Consider the following 24,693-nt stretch of genomic DNA (forward strand, 5'->3'; position numbering starts at 1 on the left):
GCCATGGGCCGCTCCTACGTAGGAGCGGTCGCAGCGGCGAACCGCCATGGCCGCGATATGCATTCAGTTCGGCGCGGCGCTAGCGCCCCAGATACACCTCGATCACCTGGTCGTTGGCCTGGACCTGGTCCAGCGAGCCTTCGGCGAGGACGTGACCCTGGTGCAGCACGGTGACGTGGTCGGCGATGCTGCCGACGAAGCCCATGTCGTGCTCCACCACCATCAGCGAGTGCCGGGGCACCAGCGACTTGAACAGCTCGGCGGTGAATTCGGTCTCGGCGTCGGTCATGCCGGCGACGGGTTCGTCGAGCAGCAGCAGTTGCGGCTCCTGCACCAGCAGCATGCCGATCTCGAGGAATTGCTTCTGGCCGTGGGAGAGCAGCCCGGCGGTGCGCCCGCGCGACTCCTGCAGGCGGATGGTAGTGAGCACCTCTTCCAGACGGTCGCGCTGCTCGCCGGAAAGCCGTGCGCGCAGACTGGCCCAGACCGACTTGTCGGTCCGTTGCGCCAGCTCCAGGTTCTCCCAGACGGTCAGGGCCTCGAACACCGTGGGCTTCTGGAACTTGCGGCCGATACCGGCCTGGGCGATCTCCACCGGTTGCAGGCGGGTGAGGTCCAGGGTCTCGCCGAACCAGGCGCTGCCGCGGTCGGGGCGGGTCTTGCCGGTGATGACGTCCATCATGGTGGTCTTGCCGGCGCCGTTGGGGCCGATGATGCAGCGCAATTCGCCGACGCCGATGTAGAGATTGAGGTCGCGCAGGGCCTTGAAGCCGTCGAAGCTGACCTCGATGCCTTCCAGGCTGAGGATGGTGCCGTGACGGGTGTCCAGGCCCGTGCCGGCGCGATGGCCGAGACCGCTGGCCTCGGCGCCGATGCCGGGATCGAGCACTTCCGCGGCGGTGGGGGGGATGGGGGCGGCTTTCATGCGTCGCGCTCCTTCTTGATGAGGCCGATCACGCCACGCGGCAGATAGAGGGTGACGACGATGAACAGGGCGCCGAGAAAGAACAGCCAGTATTCGGGAAAGGCCACCGTGAACCAGCTCTTGGCGCCGTTGACGATGCCGGCGCCGAGCACCGGGCCGATCAGGCTGCCGCGTCCGCCGAGGGCGACCCAGATGGCCGCTTCGATGGAGTTGGTCGGGGCCATCTCGCTGGGGTTGATGATGCCCACCTGGGGTACATAGAGGGCGCCGGCCAGGCCGCAGAGCACCGCCGAGAGCACCCAGACGAACAGCTTGAAGCCGCGCGGATCGTAGCCGCAGAAGGTCACCCGGTTCTCGGCGTCGCGGATCGCCGTGAGGATGCGGCCGCACTTGCTCTGCGCCAGGCGCCAGCCCAGCCAGAGGCTGGCGGTCAGCAGGGCCACGGTGAGCAGGAAGAGCACCGCGCGGGTGCCCTGGGCGGCCACCGGAAAGCCCAGCAGGGTGGTGAAGCCGGTGAAGCCGTTGTTGCCGCCGAAGCCGGTCTCGTTGCGAAAGAACAGCAGCATGCCGGCAAAGGTCAGCGCCTGGGTCATGATCGAGAAGTAGACGCCCTTGATCTTCGAGCGGAAGGCGAAGAAGCCGAACGCCAGCGCCAGCAGACCGGGGGCCAGCACCGCCAGGCACAGCGCCCAGAGGAAATGGTCGGTGCCGGCCCAGAACCAGGGATAGCGGGTCCAGGAGAGAAAGCTCATGAAGGGGGGCAGCCCGTCGCCGGCGGCCTGGCGCATCAGGTACATGCCCATGGCGTAGCCGCCGAGGGCGAAGAACAGTCCGTGGCCGAGGGAGAGCATCCCGGCATAGCCCCAGACCAGGTCCAGGGCCAGGGCGACGATGGCGTAGCAGAGGATCTTGCCCACCAGGGTCAGGGTGTAGGCCGAGACCTGGAAGGCATTGTCGGCCGGCAGCAGGGACAGCAGCGGCAGGGCGATCAGCACGGCGAGGGCCAGGCCGAGCACGGCCAGGCTCAGGCGCGGACCGGCCTTCTGCACAGCGGTAAGCGCGAGTGGCTGGTTCAATCGATGACCCTCCCCTTGAGGGCGAACAGGCCCTGGGGCCGCTTCTGGATGAACAGGATGATCAGGCCGAGGATGAGGATCTTGCCCAGCACGGCGCCGATCTGGGGTTCGAGAATCTTGTTGACGATGCCCAGGCCGAAGGCCGCCAGCACGCTGCCGGCCAGTTGGCCGACGCCGCCGAGCACCACCACCAGGAAGGAGTCGATGATGTAGCTCTGGCCGAGGTCCGGGCCGACGTTGCCGATCTGTGACAGGGCCACGCCACCGAGGCCGGCAATGCCGGAGCCAAGGCCGAAGGCGAGCATGTCGATGCGCCCGGTGGGGACGCCGCAGCAGGCGGCCATGTTGCGATTCTGGGTCACGGCGCGCACGTTGAGACCCAGCCGGGTCTTGTTCAGCAGGGCCCAGGTCAGGACCAGCACGAAGACCACGAAGCCGAGGATGATCACCCGGTTCCACGGCAGGAGCAGGTTGGGCAGCACCTGGATGCCGCCGGACAGCCAGGCCGGGTTGGCCACCTCGACGTTCTGGGCGCCGAACAGCACCCGCACCGCCTGGATCAGCATCAGACTGATGCCCCAGGTGGCCAGCAGGGTTTCCAGCGGTCGGCCATAAAGATGGCGGATCACGGTGCGCTCCAGCGCCATGCCGATGGCGGCAGTGACGGCGAAGGCTACCGGCAGCGCCAGCAGCGGATACCAGGCCAGCCATTCGGGGGCCAGACGCTGCAGGGTCAGCTGCACCATGTAGGTGCTGTAGGCGCCGAGCATCAGCATCTCGCCATGGGCCATGTTGATGACGCCGAGCAGGCCATAGGTGATGGCCAGGCCCAGGGCGGCGAGCAACAGGATGGAGCCCAGCGACAGCCCGGTGAAGGCCTGGCCGAGCAGATCGCCCAGCAGCAGCTTGCGATCCACCTGGGCGAGGCCGGTAGCGGCGGCCTTGCGGACGTCTTCGTTGGCTTCCACCGCGGGATCGAGCAGGGCCTGCAGGCGGGTCTTGGCCTGGGGCTCGCCGGATTCGCCGAGCAGGCGTACCGCGGCCAGGCGCACGGCGGGATCGGGATCGGTCAGCTGCAGGTTGGCCAGGGCGGCGGCGAGGGCGCCTTGCACTTCCTTGTCGGCTTCGCTCTGCAGACGTTTTTCCAGGAAGGCACGCTGCTCGGGCTTGGCCTCCTGGCGCAGGGCCTGGGCGGCGGCCAGGCGTACGCCGGCATCCGTGGACAGCAGCCCGCCGCTGGCCTGGGCAGCGCCGATGAGGATGCGCAGGCGGTTGTTCAGGCGGATCTGCTTGGGCGTGCCGGTCGGCGCCGTGGCCTCACCTTCGGCGGCGCTGTAGCGATCGCCGGTCTTGTAGAAGGGGCGCTTGTCTTCGTCGACATAGAAGCGGCCGTCCTGCAGTGCCTGGAGCACCGGCAGCTGGGCGGGATCAGGCGCGGCGGCCCAGTCCTGCAGCAGTTTGGCCTGGTCGTTGGCGCTGGCGGCGGCCAGTTCGGCGGCGGGACCGGCCTGGGCGGTGCCCACGAGCAGCAACAGCAGGGGCAGAAGAAAAAGGCGTAGGGACATGCTCGGCCTCGTCGATGGGTAAAGGCTCCTGCGCGACGTCTCCCGGGGGAGGGCGGGCGTGGCCTCGTTTCTGGTGCCGGGCACCGGGCCGTGTGGCCGGGTGCGCTGGCGGGCCCTCACTCCGGCCCTCTCCCGGGGGAGAGGGGGGGCGGAGCGGTGGTGGTGCGGGTGCTTCCTGTGGGCTGCGGAACGCCTTTTGCCCTCACCCCAACCCTCTCCCCGAGGGAGAGGGGGGAAGAGCTATTGGCCTCGGAACGGCTTTGGCCCTCACCCCAACCCTCTCCCCAGGGGAGAGGGGGTAGGAGCGGGGTGCCATCTTTCCGGCTTCGCTCCCCCCTCGGGGGAGAGGGGCCTAGGGTGAGGGCTGGCCGTTACTTGCCGCTCTTCACCGGTTCGTCGGACTTCTTGTCGTTGCCGGGGATATAGGGGCTCCAGGGCTGGGCGCGGACCGGGCCCTCGGTCTGCCAGACGACGTTGAACTGACCGTCGTCCTGGACCTCGCCGATCATCACCGGCTTGTGCAGGTGGTGGTTCTTCTCGTCCATCTTCACGGTGTAGCCGTCCGGTGCGGCGAAGGTCTGGCCGGCCATGGCCTTGCGGACCTTGTCGACGTCGGTGCTGCCGGCCTTTTCCACCGCCTGGGCCCACATGTGGATGCCGACATAGGTGGCTTCCATGGGGTCGTTGGTCACGGCGGTCTGGTAGTTGGGCAGGTTCTTGGCCTTGGCATAGGCCTTCCAGGCCTCGACGAATTTCTTGTTCACCGGGTTATCCAGCGACTCGAAGTAGTTCCAGGCGGCCAGCTGGCCCACCAGCGGCTTGGTGTCGATGCCGCGCAGTTCTTCCTCGCCCACCGAGAAGGCCACCACCGGCACGTCGGTGGCCTTCAGGCCCTGGTTGCCCAGTTCCTTGTAGAAGGGCACGTTGGAGTCGCCGTTGATGGTGGAGACCACCGCGGTCTTGCCGCCGGCGGAGAACTTCTTGATGTTGGCGACGATGGTCTGGTAATCGCTGTGGCCGAAGGGGGTGTAGACCTCTTCGATGTCCTTGTCCTGCACGCCCTTGCTGTGCAGGAAGGATCTGAGAATCTTGTTGGTGGTACGCGGATAGACGTAGTCGGTGCCCAGCAGGAAGAAGCGCTTGGCGCCGCCACCTTCTTCGCTCATCAGGTATTCCACCGCCGGGATGGCCTGCTGGTTCGGCGCCGCGCCGGTGTAGAAGACGTTGGGCGACATCTCTTCGCCTTCGTACTGCACCGGGTAGAACAGCAGGCCGTTGAGTTCTTCATAGACCGGCAGCACCGATTTGCGCGAGACCGAGGTCCAGCAGCCGAAGGTGACCGCGACCTTGTCCTGGGTCACCAGCTGGCGCGCCTTCTCGGCGAACAGCGGCCAGTTGGAGGCCGGGTCCACCACCACGGGTTCCAGCTTCTTGCCCAGTACCCCGCCCTTGGCGTTGATCTCGTCGATGGTCATCAGCGCCATGTCCTTGAGCGAGGTCTCGGAGATGGCCATGGTGCCGGACAGCGAATGCAGGATGCCGACCTTGATGGTGTCCGCGGCGTGGGCGGCACTCCAGGGAAACAGGCCGCTCATGAGCAGGGCGGACGCGGCAAGGGTGGTCTTCAGTAGGGGGCGGCGCTTCATGCGAAAGGCTCCTGAGCGAACGTGCGCTGTTGTTGGGCTGGACTGCGGGCCAGCCAGGGCGCCTTTTCAGGAACTGTGCCAGGCGTCGGCAAGGCGCATGGGGACTGGCGCCTTGCCGCCAGCCGCGGCTACGCGACCAGTTGTCCTGCACCAGCCTGGGGCCGAGCAGTGCCCTCGAATCGCGCCTTTGCACGATGCTGGTGCTCCCGCCTGACGTTGCCTTTTGCGCAACATGAAAGTCCGAATGCCGTATTGGTGGTGATGCCTGGGGCCTCCCATACTCGATCACAAGAGGTCGGCCACCGGGTCGGTCACCGCCAATTCGAAGCAGAGGAACAAGGCATGGGCAGGCAGGTCGGGGTCATCGGACTCGGCAACATGGGCGGCAACATGGCGATCACCCTGGCGCGCAAGGGCGTTGTCGTCACCGGGCTGGATCCCTCCAGCGCCGCCTGCGAGCGGGTCGCTGCCCAGGGCGTGGCCATCGCCGGTGATCTGGCGGCCCTGGCCGCCAGCAGCGACGTCATCGTGCTGTCGCTGCCCAAGGCCGAGCACGTCGAGGCCGTGTGCCTGGGCGAGGCGGGCCTGGTCAGCCGTGTGCGGCCGGGCACTGTGGTGGTCGACACCACCACCTCCACCCCGGAGACCAGCCGCCGGGTAGCGGCGGCCTTTGCCGAGGTCGGTGCCGATTTCCTCGATGCCCCGGTCTCCGGCGGCCCCGCCGGTGCCGCGGCCGGCACCATGACCATGGTCATCGGCGGCAGCGAGGCGGCCCTGGCCAAGGCGCTGCCGGCGCTGGAAGCCATGAGCGCGACCCGGGTGCACATCGGTGCCGTGGGCGCCGGCAACATCGCCAAGATCGCCAACAACCTGCTCGCCGCGGCGCACCTGATCACCACCGCCGAGGCGGTGACCATGGCTGCCCGTGCCGGCGTCGCCCCGGAGAAGCTGCTCGAAGGCATCAATGCCGGTTCCGGGCGCAGCGCCGCCAGCCAGGGCATGTTCCCTACCTGGGTGCTGAACAAGGCCTATGACTCCGGCTTCACCATGGGCCTGATGCGCAAGGACGTGGGCCTGGCCCAGCAGCTCATCGCCGAACTCGGCCTCGACCTGCCGCTGGCCGCGGCCACCGCCCAGGCCTGGAAGGCCAGCGCCGAGACCCTGGCCGATGGCGAGGATTTCTGCGCCATCGCGCGACGCACCAGCGAAGACCTGTTCGGCAAGGGGGAATGATCATGATGAACGCCAAGACACTGGAATTGCTCAAGCCCTTCTGGGGCGACCGCCAGCAGGTCGCAAGCTTTGTGGACGGCGCCTTCGTCGATGGCAGCGGCGAGCGGATCACCGTGCGCAACGCCCATGACGACAGCCCGGCCTACAGCTACCCCGATGCCGACCTGGCCGTGGTCGAGCGCGCCGATACCGCCGCCCGCCGGGCGCGCGAGGAATGGCGCGCCCTGACCGCCCAGGCGCGCGGGCGCATCATCTACCGCGTCGGCGCGCTGATCCGCGAGGAGGCCGAGGCCCTGGCGCAGCTGGAATCGCTGACCGCCAACAAGCCGATCCGCGATGCCCGCGTCGAGGTGCTCAAGGTCGCCGAGATGTTCGAGTACTACGCCGGCTGGGCCGACAAGCTGCATGGCGAAGTCATCCCGGTGCCCACCAGCCACCTCAACTACGTGACCTACGAACCCCTGGGTACGGTGCTGCAGATCACCCCCTGGAATGCGCCGATCTTCACCGGCGGCTGGCAGATCGCCCCGGCCATCACCGCCGGCAACGCGGTGATCCTCAAGCCTTCCGAGCTGACTCCGGTGACCTCGCTGCTGCTGGGCGTGCTGGTGGAACGCGCCGGTGCGCCAAAGGGCCTGGTCAACGTGCTCGCCGGCCAGGGCCATACCGGTGGCCAGCAGGTGATCGCCCACGCCGACATCCGCAAGGTGGTCTTTGTCGGCTCGCCGGCCACCGGTCGGCACATCGCCGCCGCCGCGGCCCAGCGCTGCATCCCGGTGGTGCTGGAGCTGGGTGGCAAGTCGGCTAACATCGTCTTCGAAGACGCCGACCTGGACCTCGCCGTACGCGGCGCCCAGGCGGCGATCTTTTCCGGCGCCGGCCAGAGTTGCGTCTCGGGTTCGCGGCTGCTGGTGCAGGAATCCATCTACGAGCGCTTCATCCAGGCGGTGGCCCGCGCCGCCAGCCAGTTCAAGGTGGGAGATCCGAGCGATCCCGAGACCCAGATCGGCCCGATCCACAACGCCAAGCAATTCGCCCATGTGCGCAACATGGTGGAAGGCGCCCTGGGTGAAGGCGCGCGGCATGTCGCCAATGGCGTCGAGCCGCTGCCCGCCGGAACCGGCTACTACGTCAATCCCACGGTGCTGGCCGGTCACAACGGCCTGAGTTGCGCCCAGGAAGAGATCTTCGGGCCAGTGGTGGTGGCTATCCCGTTCAAGGACGAGGCCGACGCCATCCGTATCGCCAACGACAGCCGCTTCGGCCTGGCCGGGGCGGTCTGGACCCGCGACGTCGGTCGCGCCCACCGGGTGGCCCGGGGCGTGCGCGCCGGTACCTTCTGGGTCAACGGCTACAAGACCATCCACGTCAGCTCGCCCTTCGGCGGCTACGGCGAGAGCGGCTACGGTCGCTCCTCCGGCCTCGACGCCCTGCGCGAATACAGCGAAGTGAAGAGCGTCTGGGTGGAAACCGCCGCGGTGCCCGCCGCTGGCTTCGGCTACGGCGCCAGCCTGGAGTAACAGATGACCATCCATCAAGCCTTGTTGGACGACGCCCGCAGCTGGCGTCGCGATTTCCACGCCCATCCGGAACTGGGTTTCGCCGAGCACCGCACCGCGGCGCGGGTGGCCGAGTTGCTGGAGGGCTTCGGCCTGGAGGTCCATCGTGGCCTCGGTGGGACCGGCGTGGTCGGGGTGCTGCGTCACGGCGAGGGCCCCAGCCTGGGTCTGCGCGCCGACATGGACGCCCTGCCGATGCAGGAGGTGGGGGATGTCCCCCACCGTTCCACCGCCGCCGGGCGCATGCATGCCTGCGGTCATGACGGCCACACCGCCATCCTGCTGGCCACCGCCCGCCACCTGAGCGAAAACCGCGATTTCCGCGGCACCCTCTATTTCGTCTTCCAGCCCGCCGAAGAGAATCTTGGCGGCGCCCAGAAGATGATCGAGGACGGCCTGTTCGAACGCTTTCCCATGGACGCCCTCTACGGCCTGCACAACTGGCCGGGATTGCCAGCCGGGCAGGTGGTGGTCAATCCGGGCGCCATGATGGCTTCGCTGGACACCTTCGCCATCACCCTGACCGGCAAGGGCTGCCATGCGGCCATGCCCGAGCGCGGGCGTGATCCCATCGTCGCCGCGGCGGACCTGATCCTGCAGCTGCAGACCATCGTCGCCCGGCGGATCTCGCCGCTGGCCGCCGCGGTGGTCAGCGTGACCATGCTGGAGGCAGGGGAGGCCATCAACGTCATCCCCGAGGTGGCGCGGCTCAGGGGCACGGTGCGCTGCCTGGATGGCGCGGTACGTGCCGAGGTGGAGCGGCTGATCGGCGAGATCGTCGCCCAGGCGCCGCTGGCCCAGGGGGTGCGCGGCGAGCTGGAATTCACCCGCGGCTATCCGGTGACCCAGAACCATCCCGAGCAGGCGGCGCGGGTACGTCAGGCGGCGGTGACCGCCTTTGGCGCCGAGCGGGTCAGCGATGGCGTACCGCCGTCCATGGCCTCCGAGGACTTCGCCTTCATGCTGGCGGCGCGCCCGGGGGCCTATCTCTGGATGGGCGTCGATGGCGCCCAGCCCTCGGCACCGCTGCACAACCCGGCCTATGACTTCAACGACGCCATCATCGAGCCGGCCGTACGGCTGTGGGCCGAGCTGGTGCGCCAGGAGTTGCCGGTCTAAGTCTCTTGCAGCGAGCGCCGCCGACGCTCAGCGAAAGGCGGTCATCTGCTGCACCATGGCCGTGCGCAACTCGTCCGCGGCGCGACTGAGCTTGCGCCCCAGGCGGGTGACCAGTTCGACGTGGGCGCGGGCGAAACCCGGATCGGCCAGGGGCAGGGCGCGCAAGGCGCCGCTGTCCAGTTCCTGGGTGGCGGCGAACAGCGGCAGCAGGGTCACGCCGCCCTGCTGGGCGTAGTGCTTGAGCAGGGCGAAGGTGTTGCAGGTCAGGGTTGGCGCCAGGCGCTGGCCGGCGGCCTGCTCCACGGCGTCGAGCATCTGGCGGATGCCGTAGGAGATATCCGGCAGCGCCAGGCGATGCTCGCCCAGCGCTGCCAAGGTCATGGGGCCCTGTGTCGCGGCCAGCGGATGCTCGGGCGCCACCATGGCATACAGCGGCTGCTCGCGGCTGCCATGTACGCGCAGGTGCGGATCGCGCGGCGGATTGAACACCAGCCCCAGTTGCGCCTCGTCTTCCATTACCTGGCGAATCACCTCGTTGGTGCCCACCACATTGACCCTGACCTCGATCTCCGGATGCCGCGCGGAAAAGTCGCCCAGGCTGCGCGAGAGGTCGCCGATGAAGCCCTCGCCGATGGCCAGCACCACGCGGCCGGTGCGCAGGCCCTGGAGATCGGAGATGGCGTCTCTCAGGCCGTCGAGCTGGGTCTGGCGCTGGCGGAAATAGTCCAGCACCAGACGTCCGGCCTCGGTTGGGGTGATGCCACGGCGGTGGCGCTCGATGAGGTCGACACCCAGCTCCGCCTCGACCTGGGCGATCTGCCGGCTGACCGCGGAAGGGGCGATATCCAGGGCGTCAGCCGCGGCGCGCACGCTGCCCAGGCGCACCGCCTCGACGAAATAATGCAAGCGTTGTTCGTGAATTCCACGCATCCGTGTGTTCTCTTAAAGGCAACGGAAAAGGCCATTTCCAGTATTGGAGAGAGAACAGGCCGCTGTCCATACTCGGGCCAAGACCACGGCCGCCCCGGCCTGGCCAAGGCCCGCGACGCAGAGCTCCGGAACGGCGAGAAGTCCCAGGCGAGACACTGTCCGCGTCGGGCTTCCTCCCTTCGGCACGCCAGGCGTGCGACCTCGACCAGGCCTCCAGAACGACCGGGTCCTGCTCCCTAGCGGAGCCCTTTTCTGCCCAGCGGGCCTAAGAGCGGCTAACAAAACGTAGCGAGCGGTTGTCAGGCGGGTGCGCGCGGCGCGCAGGAACCGGAGTGTACGAGCGGTACATGAGGATTCCGAGCACTGCACGCACGTGTCTGGCGGACGCGCAGTAGTTTTGTTGGTCGCTCTGAGTCGCTCGCGACTGCCAACCAGACCAACAACCGAGCCCGCGAGCGGGCCGCAGGGGGAAGAATGAGCGCCAATCCGACGCTGGCCGTGGGCCAGGACCGAGCCGTCAGCAATACCGTCAGACTCTACATCTGGGCAGCACTGGTGCTGCTGATCGCCGAGCTGATCGGCTCCCTCACCATACCGCTGGGGCCGGGCAAGGTGGTGCTGCTGCCGATGATCTGGGCGCTCTTGCTGGGTGCGGCGGTGGGGCAGGTCGGCAAGCGCATGCCGCTGGGGCTGGGTATCGACCGCGGCGCCCAGGTGCGCTCGGCGGCCATCCTGCAATACGCCTTGCTGGTGTTCATCGCCAAGCTCGGCCTGGTGGTGGGTGGCTCGCTGCCCACGGTGATCGCCGCCGGCTGGGCACTGGCCTTCCAGGAGCTGGGGCATTTCGTCGGCACCATCCTGCTCGGCCTGCCGGTGGCCCTGCTGCTGGGCATCAAGCGCGAGGCCATCGGTGCCACCTTCTCGGTGGGGCGTGAACCGAGCCTGGCGATCATCAGCGAACGTTATGGCATGGACTCCCCGGAAGGTCGCGGCGTGCTCGCCGAGTACCTGACCGGCACCCTGTTCGGCGCGGTGTTCATGGCCATCGTGGCCGGTTTCATCGCCAGCCTGAACATCTTCCACCCCTATTCCCTGGCCATGGGCGCCGGCCTGGGCTCGGGCAGCATCATGGCCGCCGCGGCCGGTGCCATCGCCGCCCAGCAGACCGCCGAGGTGGCCAAGGAGGTCATGGCCCTGGCCGCCGCTGCCAACCTCATCACCCTGACCCTGGGCACCTATTTCACCCTGTTCATCTCCCTGCCGCTGGCTGTCTGGGGCTACCGTGTGATGGAGCCGCGCATCGGCCGTACCACCAAGGCTTCCTTCCAGCAGAGTTCGGTGGATGCCGCCGTGGTGGACGAACCCGTGGAACTGGGCTGGTCGGCACGCTTCAGCGCCTGGCTGGCCTCGGGTGCCCTGGCGCTGCTGGCGACCCTGGTGATGAGCAAGACCCTGCCACCGGCTGCTTTCCTGGGCGTCGCGGTGATGATCCTGGCGGCCTTCGTCGGTGAACTGCTCTGCCAACTGTTTCGCCGCAAGGTGCCGGCGGTGTGCTGGGTATCGCTGGTGGCCATGTTCCTGACCTCGCCCTGGTGCCCGCTGGCGCCGCAGATCACCGCCGCCCACAACGCGGTCGGCATCATGGCGCTGATCACCCCCATGCTGGCCTTCGCCGGCCTGTCCATCGCCAAGGACATCCCGGCCTTCCGTCGCCTCGGCTGGCGCATCGTGGTGGTTTCGCTGATCGCCAGCTTCGGCACCTTCATCGGCGCGGCCTTCATCGCCGAAGTGTTTCACTGATCCTCGCGCGCACCGGGTCCCCGGTGCGCCGCTTCCCGCTGCCGTATCGCTCCGCCGCTTGATCTCTGCGCTTCCCGCGTTTCGTGTCGCAGCTCCCAGCCTTGAGTCCTGGCGGCCCGGTGTCGTCCGTGGGCGATCACCGGCGCTTGAGCTGCGCCCCGAGTTGCAGTATCTATGATGGAAAATTAACAAAAACCGTTAATTTAATAACATCAAGAAAAACGGAGGCGCGCTCGGCATGGGCAAAATCGCGGTCATCGGCAGCAACATGGTCGATCTCATCACCTACATCGAGCGACTGCCCGTGCAGGGCGAGACGCTGGAGGCGCCGGACTTCGCCCTCGGCTGTGGCGGCAAGGGCGCCAACCAGGCGGTCGCCGCGGCCAAGCTGGGCAGCGAGGTGCTGATGGTGACCAAGGTCGGCGACGACCTCTTCGCCGACAACACCCTGGCCAACTTCCGCCGCTTCGGTATCGACACCCGTCACGTGATCCGCGCGCCGGGTCGCTCCAGTGGGGTGGCGCCGATCTTCGTCCAGCCCGACTCGCACAACAGCATCCTCATCGTGAAGGGCGCCAACGCCGCCCTCGGCCCGGCCGACATCCAGGCCGCGGAAGCCGATCTGCGCGATTGCGCGCTGATCGTGCTGCAGCTGGAAATCGCCCTGGAGACGGTCTACGCGGCCATCGACTGCGGCCAGCGCCTGGGCATCCCCGTGCTGCTCAATCCGGCGCCGGCAGTGGCCGACCTGAGCGCCACGCACCTCGCCCGGCTGGATTACTTCGTCCCCAACGAGACCGAACTGGCCCTGGTCAGCGGTCTGCCCGTGCAGGATCGCGAGAGCGCCTTCGCCGCCGCGCGGGTGCTGGCCGGTCGCGGCATCCGCCACGTGGTGGTCACCCTGGGCGCCGCGGGCGCGCTGTACGTGGGCGAGGAGGGCGAATTCAGCCTTCCCGGCCAGCCGGTGGCGGCCATCGACACCACCGGCGCCGGCGATGCCTTCATCGGCTGCTTCGCCCATGGCCGCGTCCAGGGCCTCGGCCTGCGGGACGCCATGCAGCGGGCCGTGGCCTATTCGGCACTGTCGGTCACCGGGCGCGGCACCCAGACCTCCTATCCCGAGGCCGCGGTCTTCGAAGACTACCTCGCGTCCCTGGATCTCTGACGCAAGGTCGGCAATCCCTCACCCTGGCACCCCTACGGAGAACAACAATGAGCCAGTCATCCCTGCGGCCCAGCGCCGACGGCTACTACCTGAACCGCACGCCGTGGTTCGCCTTCATCCTGCTGTGCTGCATCTTCGCGCTCTGGGCCGCCGCGGCGAGCATGAACGACGTGCTCATCGCCCACTTCAAGAAGGCCTTCCTGCTCAGTGACTTCCAGACCGCCTTCGTCCAGTCGGCCTTCTACCTCGGCTATTTCTTCCTGGCCCTGCCGGCCGCGCTGATGGTGCGGCGCTTCAGCTACAAGACGACCATCCTCTTCGGCCTGTTCCTCTACATGGTCGGCTGCCTACTGTTCTTTCCGGCCGCCTCCATGGCCAAGTACGGCATGTTCCTGCTGGCGCTGTTCGTGATCGCCGCCGGGCTGTCCTTCCTGGAGACCGCCTGCAACACCTATTCGACCCTGCTCGGGCCGCGCGAGACCGGCACCCGCCGGCTGAACATCTCCCAGACCTTCCACCCCTTCGGCGCCATGACCGGCGTCTACGTGGGCAGCTTCGTGATGTTCAAGGACGGCGACGCCAGCCAGGCGCAGCTGCTGCAGATGAATCCCGCCGAGGCCGCCGCCCAGCAGCTGCAGATGATCCAGGCCACCCTGACGCCCTACCAGTGGATGATCGGCGTGCTGGTGCTGATCTTCGTGCTGATCGCCTGCACCCGCTATCCGGCCTGCAAGGGCAACGATGCCGTGCGCAGCGAAAGCGACGGTATCGCCGCCAGCCTCGGGCGGCTGCGGCGCAATCCGCGCTTCGTCTTTGGCGTGCTGGCGCAGTTCCTCTATGTCGGCGCCCAGGTCGGCGTCTGGAGCTTCACCATCCGCCTGGCCATGCAGCTCGGCGGCATGAACGAGCGCAGCGCCTCCTGGTTCCTGCTCACCACCTTCGCCGCCTATTTCGTCGGCAAGCTGATCGCCAACCTGCTGATGCGTCGCTGGCATCCGGCCAAGGTGCTGGGCGTCTACGGGGTGCTGTGCATCGCCCTGCTGGCCTACACCATCCTGGTGCCCAACATCACCGCGGTGTACGCCGCCGTGGGCGTGAGCATCTTCCTCGGCCCCTGCTGGCCGACCATCTATGGCCTGACCGTCGACGGCATCGGCCGCGACACCGAATTCGGCGGCTCGCTGCTGGTGATGAGCATCGTCGGCGGCGGGGTGATCCCGATCTTCCAGGGCCTGCTGTCGGACTACACCGGCGGCAACATGCAGCTGGCCTATTCGGTGCCCCTGCTGTGCTTCACGGTGATCGTCGCCTACGCCCTCTATTGCCTGCGTCATCCGGCCAGCGAGCGGCTGCCGGTGGGCGCCGCCCAGACCGCCTGAGGAGGGCGCCGCCATGTCCGTACGCCTGCCCCTGCAGCCTGAGCAATTCACCGCATGCGAGCGCACCCTGCTCGCCAGCGACGCCTTCCAGGTGCGCGCCTGGACCTATCCCTCCGGGGTGCGCGCCCTGGCGCTGGAGAATCGCCGCGGCCGGCTGATCGTACTGCCCTACCAGGGGCAGATGGTCTGGGACGCCAGCTTCGACGGCTGCCGCCTGACCATGCCCGGATTGTTCGACCAGCCGCGGCCAACCCGGCGGATCATCGAGACCTATGGCTGCTTCATGTTCCACGCCGGGGTGCTGCGCAACGGCTGCCCGGCGCCGGAGGACAGCCACGAGCTGCACGGCGAACTGCCCTGCGCGCCGCTGGACGAGGCCTGGCTGGAGCTGGGCCGGGACGCGGAGGGTGACTTCCTGCGCCTAGGCGGTCGCCATGACTACGCCATGGGCTTTGGCGATCGCTATCGCGCCCAGCCCAGCGTGACCCTGAGACCGGACAGCGCCGTGTTCGAGCTGGGCCTGGAAGTGGAAAACCAGGCCGGCCAGCCCATGGACCTGATGTACATGGCGCACATGAACTACGCCTACGTACCCGGCGGTCGTTTCCATGAGCCGCTCGGCGTGGCCCGCACCCGGGTGCGCACCAGCGTGCCGGCCCATGTGCGGCCGACCGCCGACTGGCAGGCCTTCATCGCCGAGCTGGCCGAAGATTCGGAGCGCCTGCGGGTGCTGGATGCGCCTGAGCGCTACCAGCCGGAAATCGTCAGCTTCATCGATGCCCCGGGCACCGACGCGGCGGGGGAAGCGCACTTCCTGCTGGAGCATCCGGACGGCGCCGCCTTCTACACGGCCTATCGCCCGACGGCCTTGCCCCATGCCACGCGCTGGGTGCTGCACAACCCCGATCAGCAGGTGGCGGCCTTCGTGCTGCCGGCGACCTGTGAGCCGGAGGGCTATCTGGCCGAGACCGCCAAGGGCAAGGTGCAGCAGCTGCAGCCGGGTGAACGGCGCACCTTCAGTGTGCGGACCGGCTATCTCGCCGCCGCCGAGCGCGAGGTGCTGTTGGCGCGTCTGGCCGACCCGGCGCGGATCAGGTAAGCAGTTGCGCGCCGTTCGCCTCGATCCGCTCGCGATAGCTGCGCGGAATGCGCCCGTCGCTGACCACCCCGTCGAAGTCGTCGAGCGCCGCGAAATGCGCGGCGCGCACCACGTCGAACTTGGTATGGTCGACCAGCAGCAGCCGCTGCTGGGCCTGGCGCAGGACCTTCTGCTTGACCTCGACCTCGTTGAAGTTGAAGCAGGTGACGCCGAAGTCCTCGCTCACCCCGGCCGCCGAGACGAAGGCGTGGGTGAGGCGCACGCCATCGAGCACCCCGGTCTCCAGGCGACTCTCGAAGATCTGATTCTTGCGCTGGAAGGTCCCGCCGCACACCACCAGGGTGCAGTTGACCTTCTGCTGCAGCTTGAGCAGCACATTGAGCGAATGGCAGACGGCGGTGAATTCCAGGTCATCGGGAATGAAGTCCACCACGAAGGGCGTGGTGGTCCCGCAATCGAGGAAGACGGTGTCGCCGGCGCGGATCTGTGCCGCGGCCAGCCGACCGATGCGGCGCTTTTCCTCGACCTGGCGCAGGTCCTGTTCCACCACCTGGTAGCCGGGCGCCTCGCTGCCGCCGACATCGCGGGTGACGTGACCGCCGAGCAGGCGCAGGCCGTCCGGCGGGAGCCGCAGGTCGCGTCTCAGCGTCATTTCCGAGACACCCAGCAGCTGGGCCATCTCGCGCAGGTGAATGGCGTGCTGATCCTGCAGCGCCTGGTGCATCAGCTTGAGCCGAGCGGCTTTCTTGCTATCCATGAGGGGTGCGCTACGGGAGTCCGACTAGAGGTGCAGGCCGCACCAACCAAGAATTCTGATCCGATCATACGCTACCCGTGCCTGAGGAGGCCCCATGCAGCTTGAACCCGGCGAACTCGCCAAGACCATCGACCACACCCTGCTCGCCGCAGATGCCCGCCGCGCCCAGATCGAGCGCCTGTGCCAGGAGGCGCGTACCCATGGCTTCTACTCGGTGTGCGTGAATTCCGCCCAGGTCCCCCACGCCGCGGCGCAACTGGCCGGCAGTGCGGTCAAGGTCTGCGCGGTGGTGGGCTTTCCGCTCGGCGCCGGGCTGAGCGCGGCCAAGGCCTTCGAAGCCGAGCAGGCCATCGCCGCCGGGGCGGGGGAGATCGACATGGTGCTCAACATCGGCTGGCTCAAGGATGGCCTGCTGGACGAGGTCTCCGCCGACATCGCCGCGGTCCAGGCCGCCTGCGGTGCGGTACCGCTCAAGGTGATCCTGGAGACCGGTCTGCTCGACGAAACCCAGAAGCGCCAGGCCTGCCGGATCTGTCGCGACCTCGGGGTCGCCTTCGTCAAGACCTCGACCGGTTTCGGCCACGGCGGCGCGACCCTGGAGGATGTGCGGCTGATGCGCGAGGAGGTGGGTCCGGAGATGGGCGTCAAGGCCTCCGGTGGCGTCCGCGATCGTGCCACCGCCCAGGCCATGCTGGACGCCGGCGCGACCCGGCTGGGGACCAGTTCCGGCGTGGCCATCGTCAGCGGCGGCGAGGGTGGGGCGGGGTATTAGAGCAGGACGCCTGTAGGTTGGGTTGAGCGCAGCGAAGCCCAACGATGCCGCCTGGTGTTGGGCTTCGGCGGAGGAGCCGCCTCGGCCCAACCTACGCGTGCTACCCCGGTCCTTGGCGATACAGCTTGGAATCCTGGAAATCTCCCGGTGCCAGCACCTCGCCGACCAGGATCAGGGCGGTGCGGCGGAAATCCTTGTCCCGCGCCCGTTCGACGATGTCGGCCAGGGTGCCCTGGACGCTGTCCTGGTCCGGCCAGCTGGCGCGGTGGACGATGGCCACCGGGCAGGCAGGGCCATAGTGCGGCAGGAGGTCGGCGACGATGCGTTCCAGCTGGCCGACGCCGAGGTGGATGGCCAGGGTCGCGCGGTGGCGGGCCAGGTCGGCCAGCGCCTCGCCTTCCGGCATGGCCGTGCGACTGGCATAGCGGGTGAGGATCACCGTCTGGCTGACCCCGGGCAGGGTCAGTTCGCAACCCAGCAGGGCGGCGCAGGCGGCGGTGGCGGTCACGCCGGGAACGATCTCGTAGGGAATGCACAGCGCCTGCAGGCGGCGGATCTGTTCGCCGATGGCGCCATACAGCGAGGGATCGCCGGAATGCACCCGGGCCACGTCCTGGCCGCGGGCATGGGCGGCGGCCAGGTGGCCGACGATGGCCTCCAGGTCCAGGTGGGCGGTGTCGATCACCGTCTCGGCCTGGTGACCCTCCAGCACCGCGGGCGGCACCAGGGAGCCGGCATAGAGGATCACCGGGCACTGGCGGATCAGCCGCTGACCCTTGACGGTGATGAGGTCGGGATCGCCGGGGCCGGCGCCGATGAAATGGACGGTCATGGGATTTCCTCGGCGAGGGCGGTGAGCAGGTCGGTGACACTGGCGAATTCGCGATCGACGCTAGGCAGGGCTGGGCGACGCAGGATCAGTACCGGCAGGCCCCGCTCGCGGGCGACCTGCAGCTTGGGTTGGGTAGCGGCGCTACCACTGTTCTTGCTGATCAGCACATCGAAGTCACCCTGGGCGAAGAGCGCGCGCTCGGCCTCCAGGGCGAAGGGGCCGCGGTCGGCGATGATCCGCGCCCGGACGTGACCGGGATGGGTATCGAGCAGGCGCAGGGTCCAGAACTGCCCGCCGGGAATCTCCTGGAGATGCTCCAGCGGCTCGCGACCCAGGGTGAAGAAGGGGCGGGCGAAGGGTGCCAGGGTTCGCTGCAGCTCGGCCCAGTCGGCCACCTCGCGCCAGTCGTCTTCTGGTCCGGCCTGCCAGCCGGGTCGGCGCAGCGCCCAGCAGGGGAGGCCAGCGTCAGCAGCGGCCCGCGCGGCGTTGTGGCTGATCCGGGCGGCGTAGGGGTGGGTAGCGTCCATCAGCAGGTCGATGCCTTCACTGCGGAGAAAGGCGCTCAGCCCCTCGGCGCCACCATAGCCGCCGACTCGCACCTGGCAGGGCAGGTCCTGAGGCACCCGGCCGAGACCGGCTAGGCTGTAGATCGCCTTCGCCGGCAGTGTGCGGGCGATGGCCAGGGCTTCGGTGGTGCCGCCGAGCAGGAGTATCTTCATGGGCGGTCTTCCGTCAGAGTGGCGGAGGCTTCGTCATGCATGGCGTGCCCTCACCCCCGGCCCCTCTCCCGGGGGGAGAGGGGAGCAAAGCCAGTGCCTGGGATCGAGCGGCGGAATAGGCGTATTGGTCTCGTAGGCGGCTTTCCCGCCGGTCATTGCAGCGTGCTCAGCAAGCGTCGTGGGCGTCAGCCCGGACACCAGATTTCCAGGCCACCACCGAACTGCCCCCTCGCCCCTACGGGGAGAGGGCTGGGGTGAGGGGGCCAAGCGCCGCTCACAGTCTTCAGGGATGAAGGAGGCACACCCAATCATCCTCTCTACTTGTGCCGAGCGACGGCCACTCACGGCTTCACCACGTCCAGCAAGGTGATAGGCAGCGCCGCGCGCCAGGTGTCGAAGGCGCCCAGTGGCTGGGCCTGGGCCACCTGCAGGCGGGTCAGGTCGCCGCCGTGGCGTTCGCGAAAGGCCACCAGGGCGGCTTCGGTCTGCAGGGTCACGGCGTTGGCGACCAGGCGACCGCCGGGGCGCAGCGCGGTCCAGCAAGCGTCCAGCACGCCCGGCGCGGTAAGCCCACCACCGATGAAGATGGCGTCCGGGGTGGCCAGACCGGCCAGCGCCTCGGGCGCCTGGCCGGCGACCAGTTGCAGCGCCGGGGCGCCGAGCTGGTCACGGTTGTGGAGGATATGGGCCTGGCGACCGGCGTCGACCTCGATGGCCAGCACCCGGCAGCGGGGATGACTGCGCGCCCATTCGATGCCGATGGAGCCGCAGCCGGCGCCCACGTCCCACAGCAGTTCGCCCGGGCGCGGCGCCAGGCGCGCCAGGGTCACGGCGCGCACGTCTCGCTTGGTCAGCTGGCCGTCGTGGCGATAGGCGCTGTCCGGCAGACCGGGAGTGAGCGGCAGTCCCGCTTCGCCGGTCTCGCTCAGGACCTCGATGGCCACCAGGTTGAGCGCGGCTGCTTCCGCCAGCGACCAGTCCTGGGCGCGGCCGCTGATCCGTCGCTCCAGAGGACCGCCCAGGTGCTCCAACACCTGCAGCTGGCTGGCGCCAAAGCCCTGGTCCACCAGCAGCGCGGCCAGGGCGGCAGGGCTGTGGCCGTCATTGCTCAGTACCAGCAGGCGTGCGCCGGGATGCAGGTGGCGCACCACCCCGGCCAGGGGCCGCGCCACCACCGATATCAACGCCACCTCCTGCAACGGCCAGCCCAGACGAGCCGCGGCCAGGGAGTAGGAGGAGGGCGCCGGCAGCACCTGCAGTTCGTCGGCCGACAGCTGGCGCGAAAGGCTCGCGCCGACGCCGAACAGCATGGGATCGCCGCTGGCCAGCACGCAGACCGGGGTGCCGCGGCGGTCCAGGACCGGGGCCAGGGCGAAGGGTTGCGGCCAGGGCTCGCGGATGGCGCGAAGGCAGGGTGGCAGCAGCGCCAGCTGGCGTGGACCGCCAATGATGACCTGGGCGTCCAGCAGCGCGCGGCGGGCCTGCTTGCCGAGGCCGGGGTAGCCGTCTTCGCCGATACCCACCACGGTCAGCCAGGGGATCATGAACACACCTCATCGAACGTCAGCCGACCGGGCGTTTTCAAGGGGTCGGGCAAAGCGGGCATAATAACGTCTTTCCCCGTTCAGCCCGACCTTCCGCCGTGAATCCTCCTTCTCCCTCCGCCCTCGTCCCGCGGCCTTCGGCCTGTCCGGGGCTGCTGCGCATCGTGCCCGCGCGCGATGGCGGCCTGTGCCGGGTGAAGTTGCCGGGCGGGCGACTCACGGCAGGCCAGGCGCGGGCCATCGCCGCCGCCAGCGAGCGCTGGGCGAACGGGGTACTGGAGCTGACCAACAGGGCCAACCTGCAATTGCGCGGCGTGCGCCCGGACGGCGCCGACGCCCTGGTGGCCGCGCTGCAGGCCGCTGGCCTTGGTCCGGCCGATCCGGCCGCCGACGACGTGCGCAATCTGCTGCTCAGCCCGGCGGCAGGCCGTGATCCTCAGCAGTTGCAGGATGTCCGTCCCCTGGCCGCCGAATTGCTCGCCCTGCTGGAGGGCGACCGCCGACTGCATGGGCTGTCGGCCAAGTTCGCCCTGCAACTGGATGGCGGCGAAGCCCTGGCGCGGCTCGACCATCCCCATGATGTCTGGCTGTCGGCTCGCCCCGAAGGCTACCTGCTCGGTCTCGCCGGTATCCCGCTGGATGCGCCGGTTGGATTGATCGCCCCGGGCCAGGAGGTGGCGACCGTCGCGCGGCTGCTGCATCGCTTTCTCGACCTGGCCGGTCCCGAGCAGGGCCGCCTGCGCCAGCTGCTGGCGCAGCGTCCGGTCGCCGAACTGCTGGCGGGGTTGGATCTGCTGCCGGTTCCGCGCAGCCCACGCGCGGCGGCCGCAACCGCGCTGCGCCTGGGCAGCCATCCCCAGCTTCAGCCGGGTCGCTGCTGGGTCGGCGCCCAGCCCGCCCTGGGCCGACTGCCGGCAACCAGCCTGGCTGCCATCGCCGACCTGGCCGAGCACCTCGGCGAGGGCGCGCTGCACCTGACCCCCTGGCAGGGCCTGCTGCTGCCCGACGTGCCGGTCGACAGGGCCCCCGAGCTGCTCGGCGCTCTGGCCACCCTGGAGCTGACCACCGATCCAGCCGCGCCCCTGGCCCGGCTGATCGCCTGCACCGGCAGCCAGGGCTGCGCCAAGGGCCAGGCCGACACCAAGGGCGATGCCCTGCGCCTGGCCGAGCGGCTGCCGGCGGACGTGGAGGTGCATCTCTCCGGTTGCCCGCGCAGTTGCGCCCTGGCCGGCCAGGCACCCCATACCCTCTTGGCGGTGGCTCCCGGCCGCTATGACCTCTTCGTGCGCGACGCCACCCAGCCCGGTCCGGGCCGGCGGCGCGCCACCCGACTATCCCTCGACGAGGCCGCCGCCTGGCTGGCCCGGAGTCCCAGTGATGCTTGAATACGAACGCGACGGCCAGGCGATCTATCGCCAATCCTTCGCCACCATCCGCGCCGAAGCCGATCTCTCGGCCATCCCCGCCGACCTGGAAAAGCTCGCCGTGCGGGTGATCCACGCCTGCGGCATGGTCAACGTGGTCCAGGACCTGGCCTTTTCCCCGGGTGCCGGCGCGGCCGGTCGCGCGGCCCTGGCGGCCGGCGCGCCCATCCTCTGCGATGCGCGCATGGTCGCCGAGGGCGTCACCCGCACCCGCTTGCCGGCCAACAATCAGGTGATCTGCACCCTGCACGACGAAGGCATTCGCGAACTGGCCGTGGCCCAGGGCAACACCCGTTCAGCGGTGGCCCTGGAGCGCTGGCGGCCGCACCTGGCCGGCAGCGTGGTGGTGATCGGCAACGCCCCCACCGCGCTGTTCTATCTGCTGGAGATGCTCGATGCCGGCGCGCCCAAGCCGGCGCTGATACTCGGCATGCCTGTGGGCTTCGTCGGCGCCAGGGAGTCCAAGGACGCCCTGGCCGCCGACAGCCGCGGCGTGCCCTATGTCATCGTCCGCGGCCGGCGGGGTGGTAGTGCCATGGCCGCCGCCGCGGTCAACGCCCTGGCCACGGAGGTGGAGTGATGGCGGGCCGCCTGCTCGGCCTGGGCGTCGGCCCCGGCGATCCGGAACTCATCACCGTGAAGGCCCTGCGCCTCTTGCAGAGCGCGCCGGTGGTGGCCTATTTCGTCGCCAAGGCCAAGGCCAACGCGGGCCAGGGCGGCAATGCCTATGGCGTCATCGAGGGCTATCTGCTGGACGGCCAGCAGCGCCTGCCGCTGGTCTATCCGGTGACCACCGAGAAGCTGGCGCCGCCGCTGTCCTACGAGACGGTGATCGCCGACTTCTACGACACCGCCGCCGCCCAGGCGGCCGACCATCTCGACGCCGGTCGCGACGTGGCGGTGATCTGCGAGGGCGATCCCTTCTTCTACGGCTCCTACATGTACCTGCACGACCGCCTGGCCGAGCGCTACGAAGCCCAGGTGGTGCCGGGGGTCTGCTCCATGCTCGGCGGCGTGGCCATGCTCGGCCTGCCGCTGGTCTATCGCAACCAGACTCTCACGGTGCTCTCCGGGGTGCTTTCCGCCGAGGAGCTCAAGGCGCGCCTCGCCAGCGCCGACGCCGCCGTGGTGATGAAGCTCGGACGCAATTTCGAGAAGGTGCGCCAGGTGCTGCGCGACCTGGGTCTGGACCAGCGCGCCCGCTACATCGAGCGCGCCACCATGGACAACCAGCGCATCGTCGCGCTGGACGCCGTCGAGCCCATGGCTTCGCCGTATTTCTCGCTGGTGGTGGTGCCGGGGGTGAAATGGAAGGGTTGAGCGCGGCCATCGTCATCCTTGGGCCCGGTGCCCTGGCCACCGCCCGCCGCCTGCAGGCTGGCCTGCCGGGCAGCCTGGTGCACGGCCTGGCCGGGCGGGTCGAGGGCGATGTCAGCTACAACGCCTTCGGCGACCACCTGCGCGACCTCTATCGCCAGCAGCGCCCGCTGCTGGTGCTCTGCGCCGCCGGCATCGTCATCCGCAGCCTGGCGTCCTTGCTGGATGACAAGACCGCCGAGCCGCCGGTGCTGGCGGTGGCCGAGGACGGCAGCGCCGTGGTGCCGCTGCTCGGCGGCCTGGCCGGCGCCAATCGCCTGGCCCGTCAGCTGGGTAGGCTGCTGGACGTGGCCCCGGCCATCACCACCAGCGGCGAATTGAGATTCGGCACCTGCCTGCTCGATCCGCCGGCCGGCTATGCCCTGGCCGATGTCGACGTGGCCAAGCACCGGGTCGCCGATCTGCTGGCCGGCGCCCCGGTACGCATCGAGGGCGAGGCGCCCTGGCTGGATGAGGTGCCCCTGGCCCGCGATCCCGAGGCGCGGCAACGCATCCTGGTCTCGCCCCTGACCAACGCCGACGACCATACCCTGTTGATCCACCCCCGCGCCGTGCTGGTGGCGGTACGCGCCGATGCCACCGCCGCCGCCATTACCGCGCTGCTCGCCAGCACCGGCTATGCCACCGGGGCCGTGGCGGTGCTGCTGGCTCAGGCGGCCGACATGGCCGCGCCCGGCCTGGCCGAGCTGAGCCAGGCGCTGGAGGTGCCGCTGAGATTCGTCGACGCCCGCACCCCGGAATTCGCCCAGGCGGCCGTGGCACGGGCCCAGGCCCAGGGCCTCGCCCTGCACCTGCATGACCGGCCGCTGGACGCCGATGACCTCGGCCAGCGCCGTGGCCGCCTCAGCGTGGTGGGCCTCGGCCCTGGCGCGGCCGAACTCATGGCACCGGTGGTGCGCCGCGCCCTGGACCAGGCCGAGGACGTGCTCGGCTACGCCACCTACGTGCAGATGGCCGGTCCCCTGCGCCCGGACCAGCTGGCCCATGCCAGCGACAATCGCGAAGAATTGCAGCGCGCCCGCCATGCCTTCGAACTGGCCGCCAGCGGGCGCCAGGTGGTGATGGTGTCGTCCGGCGATCCGGGCGTCTTCGCCATGGCCGCCGCGGTGCTGGAGGTGCTGGAGGGCGCCGCCGACCCGCGCTGGGCGGCGGTGGAGCTGGAGATCCTGCCGGGCATCACCGCGGCCATGGCCAGCGCCGCCCTGGCCGGGGCGCCGCTGGGTCACGACTTCTGCCTGATCTCCCTGTCCGACAACCTCAAGTCCTGGACGGTGATCGAGCAGCGCCTGCGCCAGGCCGCCGCGGCGGACCTGGCCATGGCCTTCTACAATCCCATCTCCAAGGCCCGACCGCATCAGCTGGACCGGGCGCTGGACGTCCTGCGCAGCTGCCGCTCGGCGAACACCCCGGTGATCCTCGGTCGCGACGTCGGCCGTCCCGGTGGCGGTCTCGAATACACCAGCCTCGGCGCCCTGCGCAGCGAGATGGTGGATTCGCGCACCCTGGTGATCCTCGGCTCCAGCCATACCCGGCGCTTTCCGCGGGCCGACGGCGGCGAATGGGTCTATACCCCGCGCTGGTACGATACGGAATTGTTATAAAGTAACATTTAGTGCTTGAATCCTGGTCGCCGCTGGCTCACCCTCGGCGACCTTTCCGTTCCCTGGCGGGAAGCCGGTGCAACTCCGGCGCGGTCGCGCCACTGTGAGCTTCGCGAGAAGTGAGCCAGACCTTGCCAGGGGACATCCATCATCCACCAGGGACGCGTCATC

General features: G+C 69.0%; 21 protein-coding genes, 1 other RNA gene and 1 riboswitch. Of the genes, 12 read left to right on the forward strand and 10 right to left on the reverse strand.

Features of this window, described 5'->3' with window-relative positions; genetic code table 11:
• Nucleotides 1–79: 79 nt before the first annotated feature.
• The 4 genes from urtD to urtA all read right to left on the reverse strand — a co-directional run bounded on the left by urtD (nucleotide 80) and on the right by urtA (nucleotide 5,212).
• A complete protein-coding gene (gene urtD / locus PVZ72_RS19660) occupies nucleotides 80–925 on the reverse strand; it encodes an urea ABC transporter ATP-binding protein UrtD (protein ID WP_273862788.1) in 846 nt (281 codons plus the stop codon).
• Nucleotides 922–2,001, reverse strand: coding sequence for an urea ABC transporter permease subunit UrtC (urtC, locus tag PVZ72_RS19665; RefSeq protein WP_273862789.1), 1,080 nt, complete (start codon nucleotides 1,999–2,001; stop codon nucleotides 922–924). The genes urtD and urtC overlap by 4 nt, the downstream gene beginning before the upstream one ends.
• A complete protein-coding gene (gene urtB / locus PVZ72_RS19670; RefSeq protein ID WP_273862790.1) occupies nucleotides 1,998–3,566 on the reverse strand; it encodes an urea ABC transporter permease subunit UrtB in 1,569 nt (522 codons plus the stop codon). Before urtB ends, urtC begins: the two co-directional genes overlap by 4 nt.
• Nucleotides 3,567–3,937: 371 nt before the next feature.
• Entirely contained in the window at nucleotides 3,938–5,212 is a 1,275-nt protein-coding gene (gene urtA / locus PVZ72_RS19675) for an urea ABC transporter substrate-binding protein (RefSeq protein WP_187981015.1), read from the reverse strand.
• A 261-nt stretch (nucleotides 5,213–5,473) separates the two neighbouring features.
• Between urtA and PVZ72_RS19680 the strand changes: the two genes are divergently transcribed.
• Genes PVZ72_RS19680 through PVZ72_RS19690 form a run of 3 tightly spaced genes read left to right on the forward strand, consistent with a single transcriptional unit; the run spans nucleotide 5,474 to nucleotide 9,123 of the window.
• Nucleotides 5,474–6,445 carry an NAD(P)-dependent oxidoreductase gene (locus PVZ72_RS19680; protein WP_273862791.1) on the forward strand — a complete coding sequence of 324 codons (972 nt, stop codon included), beginning with the start codon at nucleotides 5,474–5,476 and terminating at the stop codon, nucleotides 6,443–6,445.
• A 2-nt stretch (nucleotides 6,446–6,447) separates the two neighbouring features.
• Nucleotides 6,448–7,965 carry an aldehyde dehydrogenase family protein gene (locus PVZ72_RS19685; protein WP_273862792.1) on the forward strand — a complete coding sequence of 506 codons (1,518 nt, stop codon included), beginning with the start codon at nucleotides 6,448–6,450 and terminating at the stop codon, nucleotides 7,963–7,965.
• A gap of 3 nt (nucleotides 7,966–7,968) precedes the next feature.
• Complete coding sequence (locus PVZ72_RS19690) at nucleotides 7,969–9,123, forward strand: M20 aminoacylase family protein (protein WP_273862793.1); 1,155 nt, start codon at nucleotides 7,969–7,971, stop codon at nucleotides 9,121–9,123.
• Nucleotides 9,124–9,150: 27 nt separating this feature from the next.
• On the opposite strand, the gene PVZ72_RS19695 is transcribed toward PVZ72_RS19690, so the two are convergent.
• On the reverse strand, nucleotides 9,151–10,053 hold the full coding sequence (locus PVZ72_RS19695; protein ID WP_273862794.1) for a LysR family transcriptional regulator: 903 nt from the start codon (nucleotides 10,051–10,053) through the stop codon (nucleotides 9,151–9,153).
• 273 nt (nucleotides 10,054–10,326) lie between these two features.
• Nucleotides 10,327–10,402: non-coding RNA, sX9 sRNA (locus PVZ72_RS19700), on the reverse strand.
• Between the two features lie 125 nt (nucleotides 10,403–10,527).
• Here PVZ72_RS19700 and PVZ72_RS19705 point away from each other — a divergent pair.
• From PVZ72_RS19705 to PVZ72_RS19720, 4 genes are all read left to right on the forward strand, one after another.
• Nucleotides 10,528–11,853 carry a DUF3100 domain-containing protein gene (locus tag PVZ72_RS19705; protein ID WP_059316366.1) on the forward strand — a complete coding sequence of 442 codons (1,326 nt, stop codon included), beginning with the start codon at nucleotides 10,528–10,530 and terminating at the stop codon, nucleotides 11,851–11,853.
• A 238-nt stretch (nucleotides 11,854–12,091) separates the two neighbouring features.
• Nucleotides 12,092–13,018: a ribokinase gene (gene rbsK / locus PVZ72_RS19710; protein WP_273862795.1), complete on the forward strand. Its 927-nt coding sequence runs from the start codon at nucleotides 12,092–12,094 to the stop codon at nucleotides 13,016–13,018.
• A gap of 47 nt (nucleotides 13,019–13,065) precedes the next feature.
• Nucleotides 13,066–14,397, forward strand: coding sequence for an L-fucose:H+ symporter permease (gene fucP, locus PVZ72_RS19715; RefSeq protein ID WP_187981019.1), 1,332 nt, complete (start codon nucleotides 13,066–13,068; stop codon nucleotides 14,395–14,397).
• A 13-nt stretch (nucleotides 14,398–14,410) separates the two neighbouring features.
• A complete protein-coding gene (locus tag PVZ72_RS19720; RefSeq protein WP_273862796.1) occupies nucleotides 14,411–15,496 on the forward strand; it encodes an aldose 1-epimerase family protein in 1,086 nt (361 codons plus the stop codon).
• Here the strand turns inward: PVZ72_RS19720 and deoR are convergent.
• Nucleotides 15,489–16,253: a DNA-binding transcriptional repressor DeoR gene (gene deoR / locus PVZ72_RS19725; protein ID WP_187981021.1), complete on the reverse strand. Its 765-nt coding sequence runs from the start codon at nucleotides 16,251–16,253 to the stop codon at nucleotides 15,489–15,491. The genes PVZ72_RS19720 and deoR overlap by 8 nt on opposite strands.
• A gap of 94 nt (nucleotides 16,254–16,347) precedes the next feature.
• Between deoR and deoC the strand changes: the two genes are divergently transcribed.
• On the forward strand, nucleotides 16,348–17,025 hold the full coding sequence (gene deoC, locus PVZ72_RS19730) for a deoxyribose-phosphate aldolase (protein WP_208692920.1): 678 nt from the start codon (nucleotides 16,348–16,350) through the stop codon (nucleotides 17,023–17,025).
• Nucleotides 17,026–17,125: 100 nt separating this feature from the next.
• Here deoC and cobM read toward each other — a convergent pair whose 3' ends face one another.
• The 3 genes from cobM to cbiE form a co-directional block, all read right to left on the reverse strand.
• A complete protein-coding gene (cobM, locus tag PVZ72_RS19735; protein ID WP_273862797.1) occupies nucleotides 17,126–17,857 on the reverse strand; it encodes a precorrin-4 C(11)-methyltransferase in 732 nt (243 codons plus the stop codon).
• Nucleotides 17,854–18,576 carry a cobalt-precorrin-6A reductase gene (locus PVZ72_RS19740; RefSeq protein ID WP_187981024.1) on the reverse strand — a complete coding sequence of 241 codons (723 nt, stop codon included), beginning with the start codon at nucleotides 18,574–18,576 and terminating at the stop codon, nucleotides 17,854–17,856. Before PVZ72_RS19740 ends, cobM begins: the two co-directional genes overlap by 4 nt.
• A 341-nt stretch (nucleotides 18,577–18,917) precedes the next feature.
• Nucleotides 18,918–20,120: a precorrin-6y C5,15-methyltransferase (decarboxylating) subunit CbiE gene (gene cbiE / locus PVZ72_RS19745; RefSeq protein ID WP_273862798.1), complete on the reverse strand. Its 1,203-nt coding sequence runs from the start codon at nucleotides 20,118–20,120 to the stop codon at nucleotides 18,918–18,920.
• Nucleotides 20,121–20,218: 98 nt separating this feature from the next.
• Between cbiE and cobG the strand changes: the two genes are divergently transcribed.
• The 4 genes from cobG to cobJ are packed head-to-tail and all read left to right on the forward strand — an operon-like array spanning nucleotide 20,219 to nucleotide 24,522.
• Entirely contained in the window at nucleotides 20,219–21,505 is a 1,287-nt protein-coding gene (gene cobG, locus PVZ72_RS19750) for a precorrin-3B synthase (protein WP_187981026.1), read from the forward strand.
• Nucleotides 21,498–22,124 (forward strand): precorrin-8X methylmutase, encoded by a 627-nt coding sequence (locus PVZ72_RS19755; protein ID WP_273862799.1) that lies wholly within the window; start codon nucleotides 21,498–21,500, stop codon nucleotides 22,122–22,124. Before cobG ends, PVZ72_RS19755 begins: the two co-directional genes overlap by 8 nt.
• Nucleotides 22,124–22,864, forward strand: a complete 741-nt coding sequence (locus tag PVZ72_RS19760) for a precorrin-2 C(20)-methyltransferase (protein ID WP_273862800.1) — start codon at nucleotides 22,124–22,126, stop codon at nucleotides 22,862–22,864. Before PVZ72_RS19755 ends, PVZ72_RS19760 begins: the two co-directional genes overlap by 1 nt.
• Nucleotides 22,852–24,522, forward strand: coding sequence for a precorrin-3B C(17)-methyltransferase (gene cobJ, locus PVZ72_RS19765; protein WP_273862801.1), 1,671 nt, complete (start codon nucleotides 22,852–22,854; stop codon nucleotides 24,520–24,522). Before PVZ72_RS19760 ends, cobJ begins: the two co-directional genes overlap by 13 nt.
• 6 nt (nucleotides 24,523–24,528) lie before the next feature.
• Nucleotides 24,529–24,675: riboswitch (cobalamin riboswitch) on the forward strand.
• The last annotated feature ends 18 nt before the right edge of the window (nucleotides 24,676–24,693 follow it).

It is taken from the genome of Pseudomonas sp. LA5 (assembly GCF_028640825.1).
GTDB classification, from domain to species: domain Bacteria; phylum Pseudomonadota; class Gammaproteobacteria; order Pseudomonadales; family Pseudomonadaceae; genus Chryseomonas; species Chryseomonas aestiva.